Origin of the sequence: Vulcanisaeta distributa JCM 11216, from assembly GCF_001315985.1 — an archaeon.
GTDB classification, from domain to species: domain Archaea; phylum Thermoproteota; class Thermoprotei; order Thermoproteales; family Thermocladiaceae; genus Vulcanisaeta; species Vulcanisaeta distributa_E.
In genome coordinates, this window is sequence record NZ_BBBI01000020.1 from 1 (window position 1) to 15110 (window position 15110).

25 protein-coding genes, 1 tRNA gene and 2 pseudogenes are annotated in these 15110 nt (G+C 43.4%); 20 read left to right on the forward strand and 8 right to left on the reverse strand.

What is annotated here, in order from left to right; translation table 11 throughout:
- Positions 1-115: 115 nt before the first annotated feature.
- Together JCM11216_RS12080 and JCM11216_RS12085 are read left to right on the forward strand one after the other, a co-directional pair.
- Positions 116-430: a hypothetical protein gene (locus JCM11216_RS12080; RefSeq protein ID WP_054854355.1), complete on the forward strand. Its 315-nt coding sequence runs from the start codon at positions 116-118 to the stop codon at positions 428-430.
- Complete coding sequence (locus JCM11216_RS12085; protein ID WP_054854356.1) at positions 417-1172, forward strand: hypothetical protein; 756 nt, start codon at positions 417-419, stop codon at positions 1170-1172. The genes JCM11216_RS12080 and JCM11216_RS12085 overlap by 14 nt, the downstream gene beginning before the upstream one ends.
- 8 nt (positions 1173-1180) lie before the next feature.
- Here JCM11216_RS12085 and JCM11216_RS19685 read toward each other — a convergent pair.
- The 4 genes and pseudogenes from JCM11216_RS19685 to JCM11216_RS12100 all read right to left on the reverse strand — a co-directional run bounded on the left by JCM11216_RS19685 (position 1181) and on the right by JCM11216_RS12100 (position 4038).
- A tRNA-Phe gene (locus tag JCM11216_RS19685) sits at positions 1181-1304 on the reverse strand.
- 261 nt (positions 1305-1565) lie between these two features.
- Positions 1566-2552 (reverse strand): hypothetical protein, encoded by a 987-nt coding sequence (locus tag JCM11216_RS12090; protein ID WP_243676253.1) that lies wholly within the window; start codon positions 2550-2552, stop codon positions 1566-1568.
- A 166-nt stretch (positions 2553-2718) separates the two neighbouring features.
- A pseudogene (locus JCM11216_RS12095) lies at positions 2719-3208 on the reverse strand (PaREP1 family protein).
- Between the two features lie 107 nt (positions 3209-3315).
- On the reverse strand, positions 3316-4038 hold the full coding sequence (locus tag JCM11216_RS12100; protein ID WP_054854358.1) for a queuosine precursor transporter: 723 nt from the start codon (positions 4036-4038) through the stop codon (positions 3316-3318).
- Positions 4039-4220: 182 nt separating this feature from the next.
- On the opposite strand from JCM11216_RS12100, the gene JCM11216_RS12105 reads away from it, so the two are divergent.
- Positions 4221-4574 (forward strand): hypothetical protein, encoded by a 354-nt coding sequence (locus JCM11216_RS12105; RefSeq protein WP_054854359.1) that lies wholly within the window; start codon positions 4221-4223, stop codon positions 4572-4574.
- Positions 4575-4628: 54 nt separating this feature from the next.
- Positions 4629-4811 carry a hypothetical protein gene (locus tag JCM11216_RS12110; RefSeq protein WP_054854360.1) on the forward strand — a complete coding sequence of 61 codons (183 nt, stop codon included), beginning with the start codon at positions 4629-4631 and terminating at the stop codon, positions 4809-4811.
- A gap of 30 nt (positions 4812-4841) precedes the next feature.
- On the opposite strand, the gene JCM11216_RS12115 is transcribed toward JCM11216_RS12110, so the two are convergent.
- Positions 4842-5594 (reverse strand): 5-formyltetrahydrofolate cyclo-ligase, encoded by a 753-nt coding sequence (locus tag JCM11216_RS12115; protein WP_054854361.1) that lies wholly within the window; start codon positions 5592-5594, stop codon positions 4842-4844.
- Between the two features lie 79 nt (positions 5595-5673).
- Here JCM11216_RS12115 and JCM11216_RS12120 point away from each other — a divergent pair, with 79 nt between their 5' ends.
- Both JCM11216_RS12120 and JCM11216_RS12125 read left to right on the forward strand, forming a co-directional pair.
- Positions 5674-6756: a hypothetical protein gene (locus JCM11216_RS12120; RefSeq protein ID WP_054854362.1), complete on the forward strand. Its 1083-nt coding sequence runs from the start codon at positions 5674-5676 to the stop codon at positions 6754-6756.
- A 95-nt stretch (positions 6757-6851) separates the two neighbouring features.
- Entirely contained in the window at positions 6852-7448 is a 597-nt protein-coding gene (locus JCM11216_RS12125) for an ATP-binding cassette domain-containing protein (RefSeq protein ID WP_243676254.1), read from the forward strand.
- Between the two features lie 16 nt (positions 7449-7464).
- Here the strand turns inward: JCM11216_RS12125 and JCM11216_RS12130 are convergent, their stop codons facing one another.
- Positions 7465-7938 (reverse strand): hypothetical protein, encoded by a 474-nt coding sequence (locus JCM11216_RS12130; protein WP_054854364.1) that lies wholly within the window; start codon positions 7936-7938, stop codon positions 7465-7467.
- Between the two features lie 167 nt (positions 7939-8105).
- On the opposite strand from JCM11216_RS12130, the gene JCM11216_RS12140 reads away from it, so the two are divergent.
- The 14 genes and pseudogenes from JCM11216_RS12140 to JCM11216_RS19710 all read left to right on the forward strand — a co-directional run bounded on the left by JCM11216_RS12140 (position 8106) and on the right by JCM11216_RS19710 (position 14332).
- Positions 8106-8516 (forward strand): hypothetical protein, encoded by a 411-nt coding sequence (locus tag JCM11216_RS12140; protein WP_243676255.1) that lies wholly within the window; start codon positions 8106-8108, stop codon positions 8514-8516.
- Positions 8517-8520: 4 nt separating this feature from the next.
- The gene (locus JCM11216_RS12145; RefSeq protein ID WP_054854367.1) at positions 8521-8820 is read left to right on the forward strand and encodes a hypothetical protein; all 300 of its coding nucleotides are present in this window, start codon (positions 8521-8523) and stop codon (positions 8818-8820) included.
- 118 nt (positions 8821-8938) lie between these two features.
- A complete protein-coding gene (locus JCM11216_RS12150) occupies positions 8939-9169 on the forward strand; it encodes a hypothetical protein (protein ID WP_243676256.1) in 231 nt (76 codons plus the stop codon).
- The gene (locus JCM11216_RS12155; RefSeq protein ID WP_054854369.1) at positions 9166-9840 is read left to right on the forward strand and encodes an SPASM domain-containing protein; all 675 of its coding nucleotides are present in this window, start codon (positions 9166-9168) and stop codon (positions 9838-9840) included. Before JCM11216_RS12150 ends, JCM11216_RS12155 begins: the two co-directional genes overlap by 4 nt.
- Positions 9837-10004, forward strand: a complete 168-nt coding sequence (locus JCM11216_RS19690; protein WP_243676257.1) for a hypothetical protein — start codon at positions 9837-9839, stop codon at positions 10002-10004. Before JCM11216_RS12155 ends, JCM11216_RS19690 begins: the two co-directional genes overlap by 4 nt.
- Entirely contained in the window at positions 10001-10264 is a 264-nt protein-coding gene (locus JCM11216_RS12160) for a hypothetical protein (RefSeq protein ID WP_054854370.1), read from the forward strand. The genes JCM11216_RS19690 and JCM11216_RS12160 overlap by 4 nt, the downstream gene beginning before the upstream one ends.
- Positions 10265-10499: 235 nt before the next feature.
- Positions 10500-10925: pseudogene (locus JCM11216_RS12165) on the forward strand (PaREP1 family protein).
- Between the two features lie 68 nt (positions 10926-10993).
- Positions 10994-11410: a hypothetical protein gene (locus JCM11216_RS12170; protein WP_054854371.1), complete on the forward strand. Its 417-nt coding sequence runs from the start codon at positions 10994-10996 to the stop codon at positions 11408-11410.
- Positions 11411-11517: 107 nt separating this feature from the next.
- Complete coding sequence (locus JCM11216_RS12175; protein ID WP_054854372.1) at positions 11518-11748, forward strand: hypothetical protein; 231 nt, start codon at positions 11518-11520, stop codon at positions 11746-11748.
- A 173-nt stretch (positions 11749-11921) separates the two neighbouring features.
- Positions 11922-12068: a hypothetical protein gene (locus tag JCM11216_RS19695; protein WP_243676258.1), complete on the forward strand. Its 147-nt coding sequence runs from the start codon at positions 11922-11924 to the stop codon at positions 12066-12068.
- A 53-nt stretch (positions 12069-12121) separates the two neighbouring features.
- The gene (locus JCM11216_RS12180; RefSeq protein ID WP_054854373.1) at positions 12122-12691 is read left to right on the forward strand and encodes a hypothetical protein; all 570 of its coding nucleotides are present in this window, start codon (positions 12122-12124) and stop codon (positions 12689-12691) included.
- 199 nt (positions 12692-12890) lie between these two features.
- The gene (locus tag JCM11216_RS19700) at positions 12891-13049 is read left to right on the forward strand and encodes a hypothetical protein (protein WP_243676259.1); all 159 of its coding nucleotides are present in this window, start codon (positions 12891-12893) and stop codon (positions 13047-13049) included.
- 184 nt (positions 13050-13233) lie between these two features.
- The gene (locus JCM11216_RS19705; protein WP_243676278.1) at positions 13234-13728 is read left to right on the forward strand and encodes an MFS transporter; all 495 of its coding nucleotides are present in this window, start codon (positions 13234-13236) and stop codon (positions 13726-13728) included.
- A gap of 109 nt (positions 13729-13837) precedes the next feature.
- A complete protein-coding gene (locus JCM11216_RS19710; protein ID WP_243676260.1) occupies positions 13838-14332 on the forward strand; it encodes a hypothetical protein in 495 nt (164 codons plus the stop codon).
- A gap of 3 nt (positions 14333-14335) precedes the next feature.
- On the opposite strand, the gene JCM11216_RS19715 is transcribed toward JCM11216_RS19710, so the two are convergent.
- Positions 14336-14524, reverse strand: a complete 189-nt coding sequence (locus JCM11216_RS19715) for a hypothetical protein (protein ID WP_243676279.1) — start codon at positions 14522-14524, stop codon at positions 14336-14338.
- A 31-nt stretch (positions 14525-14555) separates the two neighbouring features.
- On the reverse strand, positions 14556-15071 hold the full coding sequence (locus JCM11216_RS12190; protein WP_243676261.1) for a DUF3782 domain-containing protein: 516 nt from the start codon (positions 15069-15071) through the stop codon (positions 14556-14558).
- Between the last annotated feature and the right edge of the window lie 39 nt (positions 15072-15110).

The following is a 15110-nucleotide window of genomic DNA, read 5'->3' on the forward strand; positions in this document are numbered from 1 at the left end:
CTGAGGAGTTGAGGAACGGCAGAGCAAGGTATTAATAAGCGGTGAGCCGTTTGACAACAGCAAGTCATTCGCAGCTCACCTATACACGGAGAACCTAACGATTGAGGTGAAGAGGGTGGCTAAGTCGGGTGGTGTGACAATAACAATGAACTTAACTGGGCTCGGAGGTACTCACATCATTACGCCTAAGCTGTTCAGTGATGGCGAGTTGAGGGCGATGCAGTACGGGCTGTTTCTAACCGATGGCTCGGTTAACAAGAGGGGCTACCCAGAGATGGGCACTAACCAGCTTTGGCAAGTCGTGGCTTGGTTAGTGGCTTCGCCCGGAAAGAATCATGTACATATACGTGGCATGGGCATTAATTGCGATGACGTGAGAGCCACGTGGTATTTAAGGGCTAATGACCATAGGGGGCGTGTTCGAGGGTAAGGTCGTGGTTGCCGAGCAGGCTAGCGAACTAAATAACGAGGATTTCATGGCGTTTTTATTATTCGCGGTTTTGGGCGATGGAAACGTAAATGTTGAGGAGAGGAGGATTAGACTCACAATGGGCAAGGCGAAGCGTGAGGCTTGGGGCTACCTAATCGGAAGGTTGAGGAGCCTCGGGTTTAGGGAGTATGATGATAGGCATGCAATTAACTACGAGGTTTGGTCCTCAAAGGCTGTTGACCTCATCAAGAAAATGCTTGACAACCCCTCAATCAAGGCATTGATCGAGGACTTGAGCACCTTGCCAGACGCCGAGAAGCTTAGGCGACTAACAACGCTGGCTAATGCGAAGATCAAGCCAAAAGGCAGGTCATTAGTCGAGGTCGCCGGCATTAAAATGAACATCCGCGTGAATCGAGATGGCTACGTGGAGTTGAGGGTTGAACGCTATGATTATAACGATGCTAAGGAGATTTTAATGAAGTTGAAGAATGCCGGCTACGAGGAGGCTAAACTGAGTAAGCGAGGCAATCACTTCGAGGTCTACATGCGCATGAGCACAATAAAGAAGTATCCCGAACTCACTACCAAAACCTGCGAAGTACTAAGGAAAATGCTCAACGAGGCAGTTAGCGAGGGCAACAAAAAGAGAGCTTGGGAGATAACCAAGGCAATAACAAAACTAAACTGCCCCACCCAAAGCCCACGGGCAAGCAAAACCACAAATCATAACAAGAATTAATAACCTGATGGTGCCCCGGCCGGGACTTGAACCCGGGACCTACCGGTGTCTGTTTGCCGTGGGCTTTTCCGCTGTCGCCCACGGGGGGGCTGACTTCAGCCGGTCGCTCTCCCAGAGCTGAGCTACCGGGGGGGCGTTTTTTGTTCTTCTTGTCGGGGGGGATTTAAGTTTTTTGTCCTGCTTTATGATTTTGGTAGATCGCTTAATTTTCTTGGGTTGGTTTTGGTTGTTATTGATATGTTTGTGTATTTTTGTTACGTGTCTGTGCTTATTTGTGTCATGTTAATATTAGATATCTTATTCTCCTGATTATTCTTATCAGTGTCATAATGACCATTATCTTCTATCCAGCATATTTCTTAGGAACATTATTAATAGAGATTCTGAGGAAAGCTAAGGAGAGTGGTTATCTGTAAGTGAATTGATCTCAGCTTCAGCAGCAAGTCTCCTAAGCCTTTGCCACTTCTCAAAAGAAAGTATATCCAATAAATCTTTCATTAATGGTGGTATCGCTTCAATAATTCTTTTAGTGAGAATTGCTGCATTACCTCTAAATACTATTGTGTCGCCCTCTTCCTTCCAACCATTCAGCTCTTTTAGTACACTTACCCACCACTTACGTTTGGATTTTGCGACAAGGTATATCGCTTTTTCCTTTTCTATTTTCTTAACAGTACCATCGCCTAAGATTCCACCGAATAACGTTAAAAGAATGGTCTTCTCATCATTCGTGTTAAGGACGGCATCTTTTAATGAGCAATACTGCGTCGTGTGTAATCGCATAGTTAATGTGATATTCGTTTTATTTAAGTTAATACTTTGTAATGTTATGTGTATTGAACCAGGATATAACAGAGACCATATTAACCACTGCCAAGGTTGTGTACTTGCCATATATGGGTAGCATTTAATCCTTCCTTCATCAGAATGCGCAAAACCATACCTAATTGGTATTATTTCATTATCATTGAATAATGCTGGCACACTAAGATCAACTCCTCCAAATTCTCTAAATGAAATCTTTAATATACTGCCTTTTCTTAGTTTTTGCTCTCTGAAAACAAAGTTTTCGGTATAGATTGATACTACGGTATTGCTATATTTTATTTGCAATATATTAGAGCGCTCTTCGATATGCTTTATAAGGAAATTCATCCCATCATTAAGATATTGTAAAATATCATTGATTATTTCACTAACCTGCTGTAATTGTGAATTTCTAGCACTGATATTAAGTCTATATCTCCAAAGTTCATTTTTATATTTATTAAATGTATTAATAATATTATCAAGGTTTAAATTTAATCTTTTGATGATTTCTTCTGTTATCTTTTCTTCGTTTAAAGTAACAATCGTATTATTAAATGGCTTAATCAACATCTTACTAGCCTTGTTATTCTCTGGGCTATATAGGCTTCCCGTTATCGAAATCAAATACTAAGGTCATATTACATTATGGTGTATGTTAATTTAGTTCTTAATTTCAGTTGCCTGATCTTAAGGTAAGAAGGTTAATGGGTTCCTACTATTTAACGTATTGTATGTTTTAGCTAGACAATGTTTTAATAATCATTTTGCTTATCCTTGTCCTTATTGCTTCAATCAGTTTCCTTATGTCTACTAGTGCGTCTTCATCGCTTCTGTATATGGAGAGTACTTCCTCTGGGTCTGGCCCGTTGTACTGATACCTATGGAGTTCCAGCGCCAGTAGCGTGTTTGTGTATGTGCCGGGGTGCCTTGTTTCGATTATTCTGGCTATTTCCCTCATCCTAGTGGTTGGTATTAGGGCTATTACATAATCGACCTCCTTAACTACCCTATCCTCAAGCTCGACATCTCTATTAAACACCTTGACCAGTTCATCCCTAGTATCAACGGCTAAGGCCCAAGCAGTGCCTTCCATGCTTGGAACGCCTTACCTGCGGCATTCCTTATGAGCCCAATTCCATGAATTTCTCGGCTAATTCGACCTCGGTGATTGTCTCCTTGATCCTGATCTCCCTGTACCTGTTTAAGTCGATCCAGGGCTTGGCCACTGGATTTAATGCCTAATCAAGCCTTAAATACTTGCCTTAACTCATTAATTTGGTGATTTGGATCTCGAGTGCTGAGTGCCGTGATGAGGCTCGCAAAGATGATCTCCTCATATCCTGCTGGTTACGTAGCCGTATTGCAGCGCCCTCCTGTTTATCCACACGGCGAGCATGGTCAGTGGCACCAGGCTTATCTTTACCGAGAGCTGTGAAGCCATTAGTAGTAGCAGTACGTTGTTTGGTACAACGCCGTAGAAGGCGGTTGGTATGAATACCAGGGTGTCGATGGTCATTGCCACCGGGTCCGAGTAACCAACCCTCCTAAGCACGCCACCCCCTAGCCTACTCACGAGGAATACGTCGTAGGTTTCTGAGATTAGGAAGGCGGTTATTGAGGCTATGGCGATCCTCGCTGATTGACCCATTATGCTCGTGAAGGCACCCTGCAAGTTCCAGAACGGGGGGGCTGGTGGGTACACTATGACCAGCCAGTTTATGATGAATACCAGCGCCTGCAGGTAGGCAGCAATCCTCACAACCCAATAACCAACCCTCCTACCAAACCTAAGCGTTAGGAAGTCGAGCATGGCGACGCTGGCGCTGTATGTGAAGACGCCCATGGGTATCACCAGTGAGTCCACGAAGGCGCCGATCTTCGATGCCGTGTATTGGCTAATTGTGAGGAGGAGCATGTAATTCATCGCGGAAACAGGGAGTAACAAGTCATCCCTACCAAACCTATGCAGTAACCACAGCATTCCGGCGACGGCTATGTACGTTATTAGGGCATAGCCATAAAGCTCAGGCAGGCCTGTCAGGTTATTCAGGATCATACAGGTTATTCCTGACTGGCAGGTATTAAAGCAATACCACAATGCACCAAATTAGGTGCGTTGCTGGGTTTGATTTATTGGGGGGGGATTGATCGGTTGACCTCATCATGATTAATACGGCAATACCCAACGTTTAGATAAACACTTTTATATCCGTGCGGAGGTTAGTTTACTGTTGAGTAATGGAGTCTGTGATTGGTCCGGTCATTGATAGGGCTTTGGATGCTGTGATGAGGAAGGTGGAGAGTGGTAAGAAGTTAACGACTGAGGACTTAGTGGTGCTGATGCTAAGCATGTTCAGGGAGACCAACAGGAGGATTGATGATTTGAATAGAAGGGTTGATACATTGTTCGAAGCGTTCAGTAAGAGGATTGATGCACTGGAGAATGAGATTAATGAGAGGTTCAATGCGTATGATGAGAAAATAGCGGCGCTCGATAAGAAAATAGACGAGAAATTTGCAATGCTGGATAGGAAGATTGATGAGAAATTCACCATATTAGATAGAAAAATTGATGAGAAGTTAGTGAATTGATGAGGAGGATTGATGAGGTGGATGGTAAGGCTGAGTCACGTAGTAGCTCATTAAGTGCTAGTTGATTCGGTAAATGCCAGGATTGACGCAATATATAGTGAGTTGAGTAGGCGTATGAATGAGTTGAGTGATAAGATGGATGCCGGCAATAAGGCGTTGGGCGAGAGAATCGATAGGCTTTATGAGTTGTTGGGCAGGATATACGAGACCCTAATTAAGCAGGCAAGTAATGCGTAAAGTCAATACAGAATCTCCCGTGGATCACAATTACTTCTTGCTGATGAGTCGAGCCTTTAACTCGCTGAGTAGTGGTATTTCCCTGAGCATTTCGTTCGTGACGAAGTCCCAGTAAATACCGCGTGGCTTGGGGGGGTCAACCCTCTTAACCCTAATCACCCTACCTGGAGTGACTATTACATCTACAGGTAAGTCGAAGGGTTCCTTGGGTATCTCATCACTCACCGATTGTAGTTCGTGAACGGTGGTTACCACCGGTGTATCCTCATTAACCTTACCCAGGGCGCTGGCTATTCCCCCCCACTCAATCTCCGCATAACCATGTGACTTACCCAGCCTGCGTCCATTGCTTGGATTGACGGCTACCGAGCCTATTATGACAAGGTCTATGTTAGGCATGTCCCAGGGCTTGATCGGCAAACCCCCCCACTTAAACGCGCCTCTTATGGTCGAAGCCTCGCCGTAGTACTGCCTCGGTATTCTACGCGGATCAAGCATTAGGAAGCCCTCCCTAATCCTAGGCGTGGGCATTATCAGCAACTTCCCATTAATCAACGTTAACTCCCTACACCGGCGTTGTGGGCTGTCAGGGTTTATCTTTACTACACGGGCCTTAACGAACTCGGGAAGCGCGGTCACTAACTCGCAGGCCTTATCCGCACCTACGAAGTTTGGTATCCTGCCATAGACAGGCCTTGGGAATGACGCCACATTCCTCTCCTCAAGCAATCTCCAGATTCGTTCCCTGATTAATTGCTTTGTATCCTTAATGCTCTTGCTCATGATTATTGTTATTTAATTTCCGGCATCTTATTATTTAAGCAATAAAAATTATTTAAGGTATGTTAGCCTGATTATTTTTGTGGCGGCCTCTTTATTTGTTAAGGCATATTTTAAGAAGTGGTCCGTAATCGTGGTCCTGGTTATTCTCTTTATAATTATTGTATATCCAATAAATTATTTAATAGTTAACTCTGCCATTAATATAGTATCTAGTAGGCTTGCGATAGAATTAACAAGATTTGATGAATTAGTGGACTTTAATGTATCACTATCACCTAGTTATGTCATTAGTTATTTAAGGCCTTATGGAATTATAGCATTACCTGGTTCCTATCGATATAATGCATCATTCCTCATAGGTAATCACCTAGTTGTGGGTGCAATACCCTATTATTATGAGGTATGTACTGATTCATTAAATCTCGTAGACCATGTATTAAATGTCTCAGCGGTATTAATTAGCGGTAGTAAGTTATCATATGGCGCTTATGTGGCGAATAACCTGAAAATACCCATTGGTAGTACGGCCTATGTTATGACCATTAATAGGAGTTATGTGGCTGTTCCAGTGGTGGGTTATATCTACTCAACGCCTGCGACTCCCATGATTGTTATATTACCACTTAATTACTGTGGTTATTCATGGTCATACCTTATAGGGAGTAGTGGTCCCTGCGCCCCTATTCAAGTGTCATTACCCAATGCCTCAATGTTTTCCTTTGAGTATGATTGTGAACAAATAGATGAGTACTTGGACTTGATTACGTATTATAGGAATGCCATGTTTGATTTCAATATTGTTAATTATTTTACATTTCTATTTCTAATAATGCTTATACTATCTTATTTCCTTGCTCGAGCCTCTAGAGACATCATTATGGTTAATATTATTCAAGGCAATAATCCATTATTGATAATTAGTATAATTGCATTAGTGCTTTTGGTGATTATGTACGTTTTTACCGTAATTACCTTTATTGTTGAGTACTACATATTGACCTCCTCGCCATCCATCTGGGTATACACAGCGCCTCTCCTTGATGTGTTGCGCTATGTTTCATACGCATTATTAATAATTACTATCTTACCTGCCCTAATAATTATGTGGTCTTTTATCATGATTAGTAGAGTAAGTTTCATAAGCACCTTATTCATGAGGTAATTCTCATGAGTAACGGTGTTCTCGTTAAGCTAGTTAACGTGACTAAGCATCTTTGGGGTTACCCTGTCTTGGCGGGCATTAATTTGGAGGCTTTAGTGGGTAATTTCATTGCGGTGATTAATCCTGGTGGAAATTACATGCTTAGTAAGACCGTGCTTCTGGAAATAATGGCTGGTTTATTGAGGGCTGATGGTGGTTCAGTAATGATATTGGGTGTTGATCTTATGAGAGAATTTAATAAGGCGGTCAAGCTAAGGAGAAGAGATTTAGCTATTGTATTTAGAGACCCAGGCATAACCCTCATTATGACATTAACAAATCTAGAGAACATAATGCTACCACTGCTCCAATTAGGCATGAAAAAGGATGAGGCTAAAGCCATCGCATTAAGTATCGCAAAAAACCTGGGATTAAGTGAAGAGATACTTTACAAATCAACAGGTAAGACAGACACAAATCAACGAAGAATTGTTGCAATAGCTAGGGCATTAGCGTTAAAGCCCAAGGTGTTAATCATTGATGAACCAACAATAAGCAGAAATAAAGAGGCATCAGAAACTATATTAATTAACCTAAGAAAATTCGCGGATGATAATAAAGCAACGGTAATAGTTGCTCACGATAAAACAGCATTACCTTACGCAGATAAACAATACATATTAGCCAACGGAAAATTAATGACAGTGCCATAAAATACTAAACCATTATTTAAGAGCCACAGCATATTACCGCATAGAACTCCTTACCGCCATCATCCATTAACTTCATCAACCTCCACCTGGAGTCACAATCACTTGTCGAGAATACGAAGACACCACCGGGAATATTACCGCCAAAGCCCCCCCAGCCATTAATTAACGGGTACGCCCTAAAACCAAAGGGTACAATAACCGAGTAATCCCTTAATTCGTGCCTCTCATCGACTACCTCAACCACCTTAAACCTCTCCCTACATAAATGCGTACTAAGCTCAACATAATCACCCAAAAACCTGCACTTTCTAGGATATGTCATGAGTGTAATTATTGAAATCGCCGGAATAGGTATAAGAAGAAATATAATTATTAATATAACTAATGGTGGAAGTAGTTCACGTGCAGCTGCAAATATCGTGATACCTAAAGATGCGATTATTGTTAATACAATAATTATTAAGCCCGCCCTACTAAAGCAGATTTTCACGGTATTAAATTAATCAAGGTAAAGCTTATAAATCTTTTTTAAAGAATAATGATGGCTATAGAGGAAAAGTTCCAGAAAGACGTTAATGACTTAATCAGACGTAGGGAATTTTTGAAAATACTTGTGGCAACGTCAGTAATAGCATTACTACCAACCCCAATATTTCTTTGGCTAGTCTTCCAAATCCACAGAATTACTCGGGCCTTGAAATCGATACTAAGATTAGGGATGTGAAATTAATCGATAATGACTTAGTGTTCGTAGATAGCGCCATCACTGTATATAAGGATGGTAAGGAAGTAAATAATGGAATAGTGAGGGCATACGTGCTTCGAACAACTCCATTAATAATGATACCTCCAGCATTATTAATAATAAACGATATTCATAGTACGATAGGTATTGTCGTGGGTTATGATAAATACGTGTTAGTTAAATTACCGCCCAACACACCGGATTACATCATCGTTAATGAATTAATTAAGGAGGCATTAAATATGGGTGCAAATGACGTTATTAGAGTTATCAATATTATAGATAACAAAATGAAAGTAAATAGTACAGGTACGAGTTCGTAAGGCGATGGCTATGTCGACCCTAAACATTAATGGCTTTATGCTCGATGAGGATATCGATGTATTAAGCACGTTTTATACAGTTGCACCCTATATGCTAGTCACTGGGGGGGAAGAACCGCAACAAACAACCTATACCACGCAATTCTACACAACCTATCAGTATTATATCGGGACATCATATGCTGCCGTCCTTAATTTTGGCGGTGCCACTGAGGTTGGTGTTTATCTTTGGGTAGCCTTAGCTATTCTTGTTGTAGTTGCGGAAGTTGTCGTTCTTACTGCATTATGGGTTGGAATGGCTTAACAATGCCATTAAAGCAATGGGGGGGTGATTTATCATGTTAATAAAAACAATAAGGAATTCTTTACTCATAGGTTGTAATTTCGAGTGCCAGCACTGTAGTGTGAATGCGTCGCCGCGCTTGATACCAGAGGTTTTACCTATTGATGTTCTTAAGAAGGTCATTAATGAGACTTATTATGTACCTAGCATACACGTTATTGTATTCACCGGCGGTGAGCCGACGCTGCATCCAAAGCACCTTAGGTTCGGTATTAAATACGCTAGTGAAAAGGGTTTCATAACAAGGCTTGTGACGAATGCCTGGTGGGCTAGGACGTATGATAGGGCTAAGGAGTCCTTAGTAAGTTGAGGAGTTTAGGTCTTCGTGAGTTGAATATCTCCGTTGATGATTTTCACATGGTCTTCCTCAGGAAGTTTAGTGGATTAAATAATGCCATTGATGCGGTTAGGGCTGCGCTGGATTTGGGCTTAACGGTGGTGGTTGGCACAGTCAAGGTTGTAGGCTCCGAAATAACCACTGCACACTTAAGGGAGGTCTTTAAGGATGTTGAGGACAAGGTATTCTTCCAGGAAGACTTCGCTACGCCAATAGATAGGGCTGCAGTGCTTAGGCCCTTGGTTCCGCGGTATAAACTCTCTGAAATAAAGGGTGGGTGTCCGCATGTGGGTACGTTATCGGTGCACCCAGATGGGTCTGTGGCCATTTGTTGTGGTCATGCCGCAATGCCTAATACGGATTATGGCAGGTTCTTCGTTATTGGTAATGTTATTAATGAGGACTTACGTACGATAATCAATAGGTTCTATAGAAATGCCTTTGCTTGGTACCTCTTCGCCAGGGGGGGTCCGCAGTCGTTGTTGGCTAAGTTGAATCCCGACGAGGAAATAGCGAATATATGTGAGGCATGCTACTTATTAGTAACTAGATATAGAGATTCGCTGGTCAAGTTATCATTGAGGAAGAAGGAGCTTTTTAAGGCGCTTTTGAGTAATGGGGGGGATATTGGTGACTTACTATGATGCAGAGCTTCTTCCTGACTTCGTGGGACATATTCAGGCTTGTCATGAGTAATTGGAGTACCCTATTTGTTGTAGCTGTATTGCCGGCGGTGGTGCCGTTGGTAATACTTGTGCTTATATGGAGGTGGGGCGTTAAGCATATTAAAAAACAGGGGGTAATTTGAAGGTCTTTAATAGGGTCATGATCATCAGTGTACTAATTTTAATTATTGTTATTGTAATTACCGTATTCAGCCCATTAATCACGCTACCTGGTAAGTACGGCTACTCCATAGTCAATAACACCCTTACCCTCTATCTACCCACGGGGACGTATACCGTGAACTTAACCGAGGCAAACATATGCGTTGTTAACGTAACGCAGGCCATGAGGATTGAGGGCTTCGCCTACGGCCCACTAGGCATGGGGGCTATTCCTTGTTAATGGCAGGTACATGAATGTGTTCTTCTACGCGCCCGAGGGTCTGCGCTGGATTTACGTGGTTAGGTATGGTCATGAGGTCCTAGGCCTATACGTGCCTGGGCTTCAATTATCAATTAGGTGCGATAATTAATGCGACTAAGCACATTCGGTAACTGGTCATTGTGGTTAATCATTAATGATGCAGTTCTCGAGTCTTAAGAAAGGATTTATATGTACATTCATTAACGAATCTAATATGGGTCAAGCATTAAATGAGGCTGAGGCGAGGAGGCATGCCAAGTTGGCCCTGGAAATGTTTAATGAGGGTTTGGGTTTGTTGGTAAGGGCGATATCGTTCAGGCCAGTGAGAAGTTGTATAAGGCCGTGGAGGAGGCCATTAAGGCATTGGCAATCGCAAGGGCTTGATGAGGCTAGGGAAGCGTTAAGCAGGGGCAGGTGGACCGTAAGCCTACTGGATAAGGCTGCGCGTAGATTGGGAGATACTACATGGAGGGCTTGGGATGCTGCATATTTTCTTCATGTTAATGGTTTTCATGAGGTTAGGATTGACATTGATGAGGTCAGGGCTAGAGTACCGATTATACAAAGCTTAATTGATGAAGTTAAGAGGAGGTTCTCTATTGACGTAAATCTTGATCTTGGGCTGGGGGGGCTTGGGTAATGGCTCAATGGTTTGTTTAGTCATGGTAGGTTTATTAGGCTCCTAGCCATGTTTATGACTGGTTAACCATGCCCTGTGGTTTAAGGGAGTTAATAGTTAAGGTCCTCTCAATACTGGGGGGGACCGTAAGCCTTAGGGAGTTAGCGGATACTATTGGAGCCTCGATCGATGATGTAATGAACTCCGTAAGTGGGTTGATTACCATGGAGGGCAATACCGTTAAGCTCAATGAAGCAGGCCTTAAGGAGGCCCTGGGCGTTGATTGCGAGGCTGAGGCGTATGGCAAGCTCTACGAGTATTATAGGGTTAGGCCACGTAGTCTTGAGAGGGATGTTGCCATTGCTGAGTACGGTTATAAATATGCCGAGCACCTGAACTTCCCTAAAGGCGTCTCTAAGGAGGTTCTCGAGGTGTGTCTTAGGCTGGCTAGGTTTGGTTTTGGGTTCAACGTTGCCGAGCTTGCCCGTAAGTATGGGGGGGGTTAGGGCATTCATTGTTGGGCTTAGGGTTGGTGATTATTGCGGTGCCATTGATGGATTGAGTTACGCGGTGAGGAAGGCTAATTGGATAGGCTGGGGGGGTTACTAACTATATGATGGGTGATTACGCCGAGGCATCCCGTTACTTCCTAAATGTTTTAAATGAATCCGTTAGGCTGCGCGAAGAGTCATTCGCCGCATCATCTATTCATAATTACGTTAAATCGGCAATACTTGGTAACGTGGGTTGCGCTGATTATTCACGGTACCTTGAATCGATAGGTGGTTGGAGTTTATATGATTCGCTTGGGTTTACTCGTCGGTTAATGATAGTGTTATTTTGAGTAAAGTTAGGTTGTTGATGACTGTACTTCTAATTGGAGTTGGTAGGTTTGATGGGGGGGGCATTTAAAATTATTAATGACGGTGGAGGTGGGGGGAGGCTCATAGATTCCTTGAGGAGTTAATCGAACTGCTCCTAAGCAAGAGAGATTTTGTAAGTACTGACTATGTGAGTATGAGGTTATCGATTCTTGGGAATCTCGTCAATCAATTAATTCAACTACTCAAGCTAAGCAGTGACAATCTCATTAATCGTGAACTACGCCCAGTAACTTACGAAGTACTAGTATGTAGGTTGCCTAAGCTATTGTTGGTGCTGTGATTAGTGATGTGATTTATGAACTCTTAAATACTTCCTAATTGTCTAAGGTAGTAATGGCTGGTGGTGGAGGGCAGGGTAGCGATAAGGAGGGGGGGATGATCTACCTTTATCATGGTGTTTCGAGGATTTTTGATGGCTATATAGCGGGTATAGGACTGGGCGTGTTATTGGTCATAATTCTCGTGGCCATTATCCTAGCCAGTGATGATAGTGTTACTGCCCTTATACGTAATTTCGGCATATTTTTCATAGTAGTCGGTGTTATAGGTTTTCCTTTCATTTTATTTTTCATGTATAGAGGCTTTACCTATTTAGCAATGGCGGATAAGGAAAGATACGGCATTGGCGTATTTGGCGCCATTGGTTCATTAACATTAAGCTTAGCCCTCATTCCTGAGGGTGCATCCCTCCTTGTGCTGAGGGCTTCCTACTCAACCTTCCTAGTGATGGCTGTGGCGACGATAATCATTGGCTTCGTATTTGAACTGCTCATGTACGTAGCCCTGTACAGACTTGGCGATTATTTCAGCGTAGGCTACCTAACCGGTGGCATTATTATTTCATTGTTTGCCACCGTACTCTCAGCAATACCTGTGATTGAAATCATAGGGGGGGCATTTTAGGTCTTGTCGGCTTTGTGTTGATTCTCGTGGGCCTTAACGAGGTTAAGAAGAGCCTTGAGAAGATGATTTCCCCTGGATGATTCACAGTGATGGTAATGAATAGTCAAAAATGACCCGTCAATAAATGATACGAGTAGGCTCGCATTAATTTACGGCGGTGTTTCTCGTATCCTAAATGGTACGTACATCGGCCTAGTACTTGGGTGTTGCATATGGCATTATACTACTTAGTTTTAATAACGATAGTGTCGTCCTGGTGAGTCCATTAATTGGTTCATTGTTCAGGGTGAGTAAGTATGTTGGTTTGAATAATTCAATTTCTCAATTAATGAATGAGGTTGTTTCTGGGCATCGTTAAGTATATGGGGAATTTGGTTTTTATAGGGATTTGCTTTTGATATCGACTGTGCCTAATTGGGATAGGGATGTTTGGCTACTTCTTACCTCCAGGGGATTGAGGAGCGTGGCTGGCGGCGCGCTTGGCGTGGTGACGGGGGCTTTACCTGTATTACTACCTGCACCTAACACTAACCGAGATTGGCATTTTCTTTGGCGTTGGTGCATTCACGGCACCCCCCCTCCTTTCGCTATTGTTTGGTAGGTTGGGTGATAAGTACAGTAGGAAGGCGGTTCTATTACTGACGCTTGCCTTCCTGCCGATAGCCACGGCAATACTCCTAATCACTAAGTATTACCCATTGCTCCTACTTGCAGCCGCGTTAGGCGGCTTCGGTACAGCTGGGGGGGCGTTGGCCAGCGGTAGTGTTGGCGCTGTGGCTGCGCCAGTCCAGACGGCGATATTGGCTGATAAGACGGAGGGCATGGATAGGTCAATGGTCTATGCAATATTCAACTTGGTATCTGGAACGGCATCGGCAATTGGGGGGGCATTACTGGCCAACCTTAGCTATCGAGACGTATTTTACGTGGCACTTACGCTATCGGCACTAAGCTATTCATTGTACTACCAATTAAGGAGGAGCATAGACTCAAACATCGAGCCAATGACGATCCAAATGGTAATTCCAAGACCATGACTCAGCAAGTTAGGAGAGATCTAACATACATAAAGAGGTTCGCAATCGTCGGCGCACTAAATGGCACAGCCAGGGACTAATAACGCCATTCCTACCTATAATATTTAAAATGGCCCTCCACGTGAGTAATGGAGTCGTTGGCGACATATTCTTCATCGGCGGTCTCGCAGCAGCCTTCGCATCACTCACGGCGCCAGTCCTCTCGAGGATTTTCGGGCTTAGGGACGCCATAATAATCCCGAGGATAATATCGACAATCGCCTTAATCCTCATACCATTCTCAACAACCCTTTACCTAGCCGCAGTAACGTATGTTGTTTACGTGATGTTTAGGGTATCATCACTGGCTCCGCAGCAAGCCTTAATGATGGAGCTCGTGGGCAGGGGCAGTAGGTCAACGGTCTCTGGGGTTAACCAGGCGGCGCGATTGTTACCATCGGCGACAGCAACGACGGCGGCAGGCCCAATGCTTGACTACCTACCAATCCCCCCCGTACCGTTTACCATAGCCTTCATCGTGAATGTTATAAACATAGCCCTTTACAGGAGGTTCTTCCCCCCCAACCCAAAACCAACGCGTGGAGGAGTAACAGTAATTGAGTAATGTCTAAACAACCTCAGAAGCCCTAACCTCAACACCCAACTCCCTAGCCAACTCAAGAGCCCTCCTCCTAATTACCGGACCAACAATGAGCAACCTCGGCTTCACCTTATTAACCCTCTCGTAGAGGGCTCCCTCCCTATATAGTTCAGCCACGTCACCACGGTCAATACTCGCCTTATACTCAACGAGTATGTGCTCATTATCCCTAACGAGAACATCTACATCAATGACCGAGGGGGTGACCGAATACTACGCCGTCACTGTCGTAGTACGTCCAACGCCTAACCTCATAAACCTTAAGCAGGTCACTGACAAGGTACTTAATGGACTCCCTAAAGGCTTCTTCCGTGAAAAGCCCATATCTATAGCCCAACGCCGTTACTGAGGATGTTAACTTCTCAATGCTAGTCTGCATAACGATTATGACCTCACCATGCCTCCTAACGTCCTCACTCAACGTCTCTACAATCTTCTTAAGCTCATCATGAGATTTAACAAGTGCCTCCACGGCTTTCCTCGTTTCCTCAAAGGACTTACTTAATAATTCCACAGTTTTCCTTAATTCGCCTATCTCCTCGCCCTGCCGGGCAACGATATCCTTCAATTCAGTTAAGGCCTTAACTAGGTTGTCCACTGAGGACTTAAGGTCGCTAATGCCCAATAGTCCCATTACCGCATACCTAAATTCCTCATCCTCCTTAAGTAACCTCAATAGCTCCTTCCTTATATCAAGGTCCATACCCTATTTGAAGTTCGCACCTAATTATTTAAACCTACC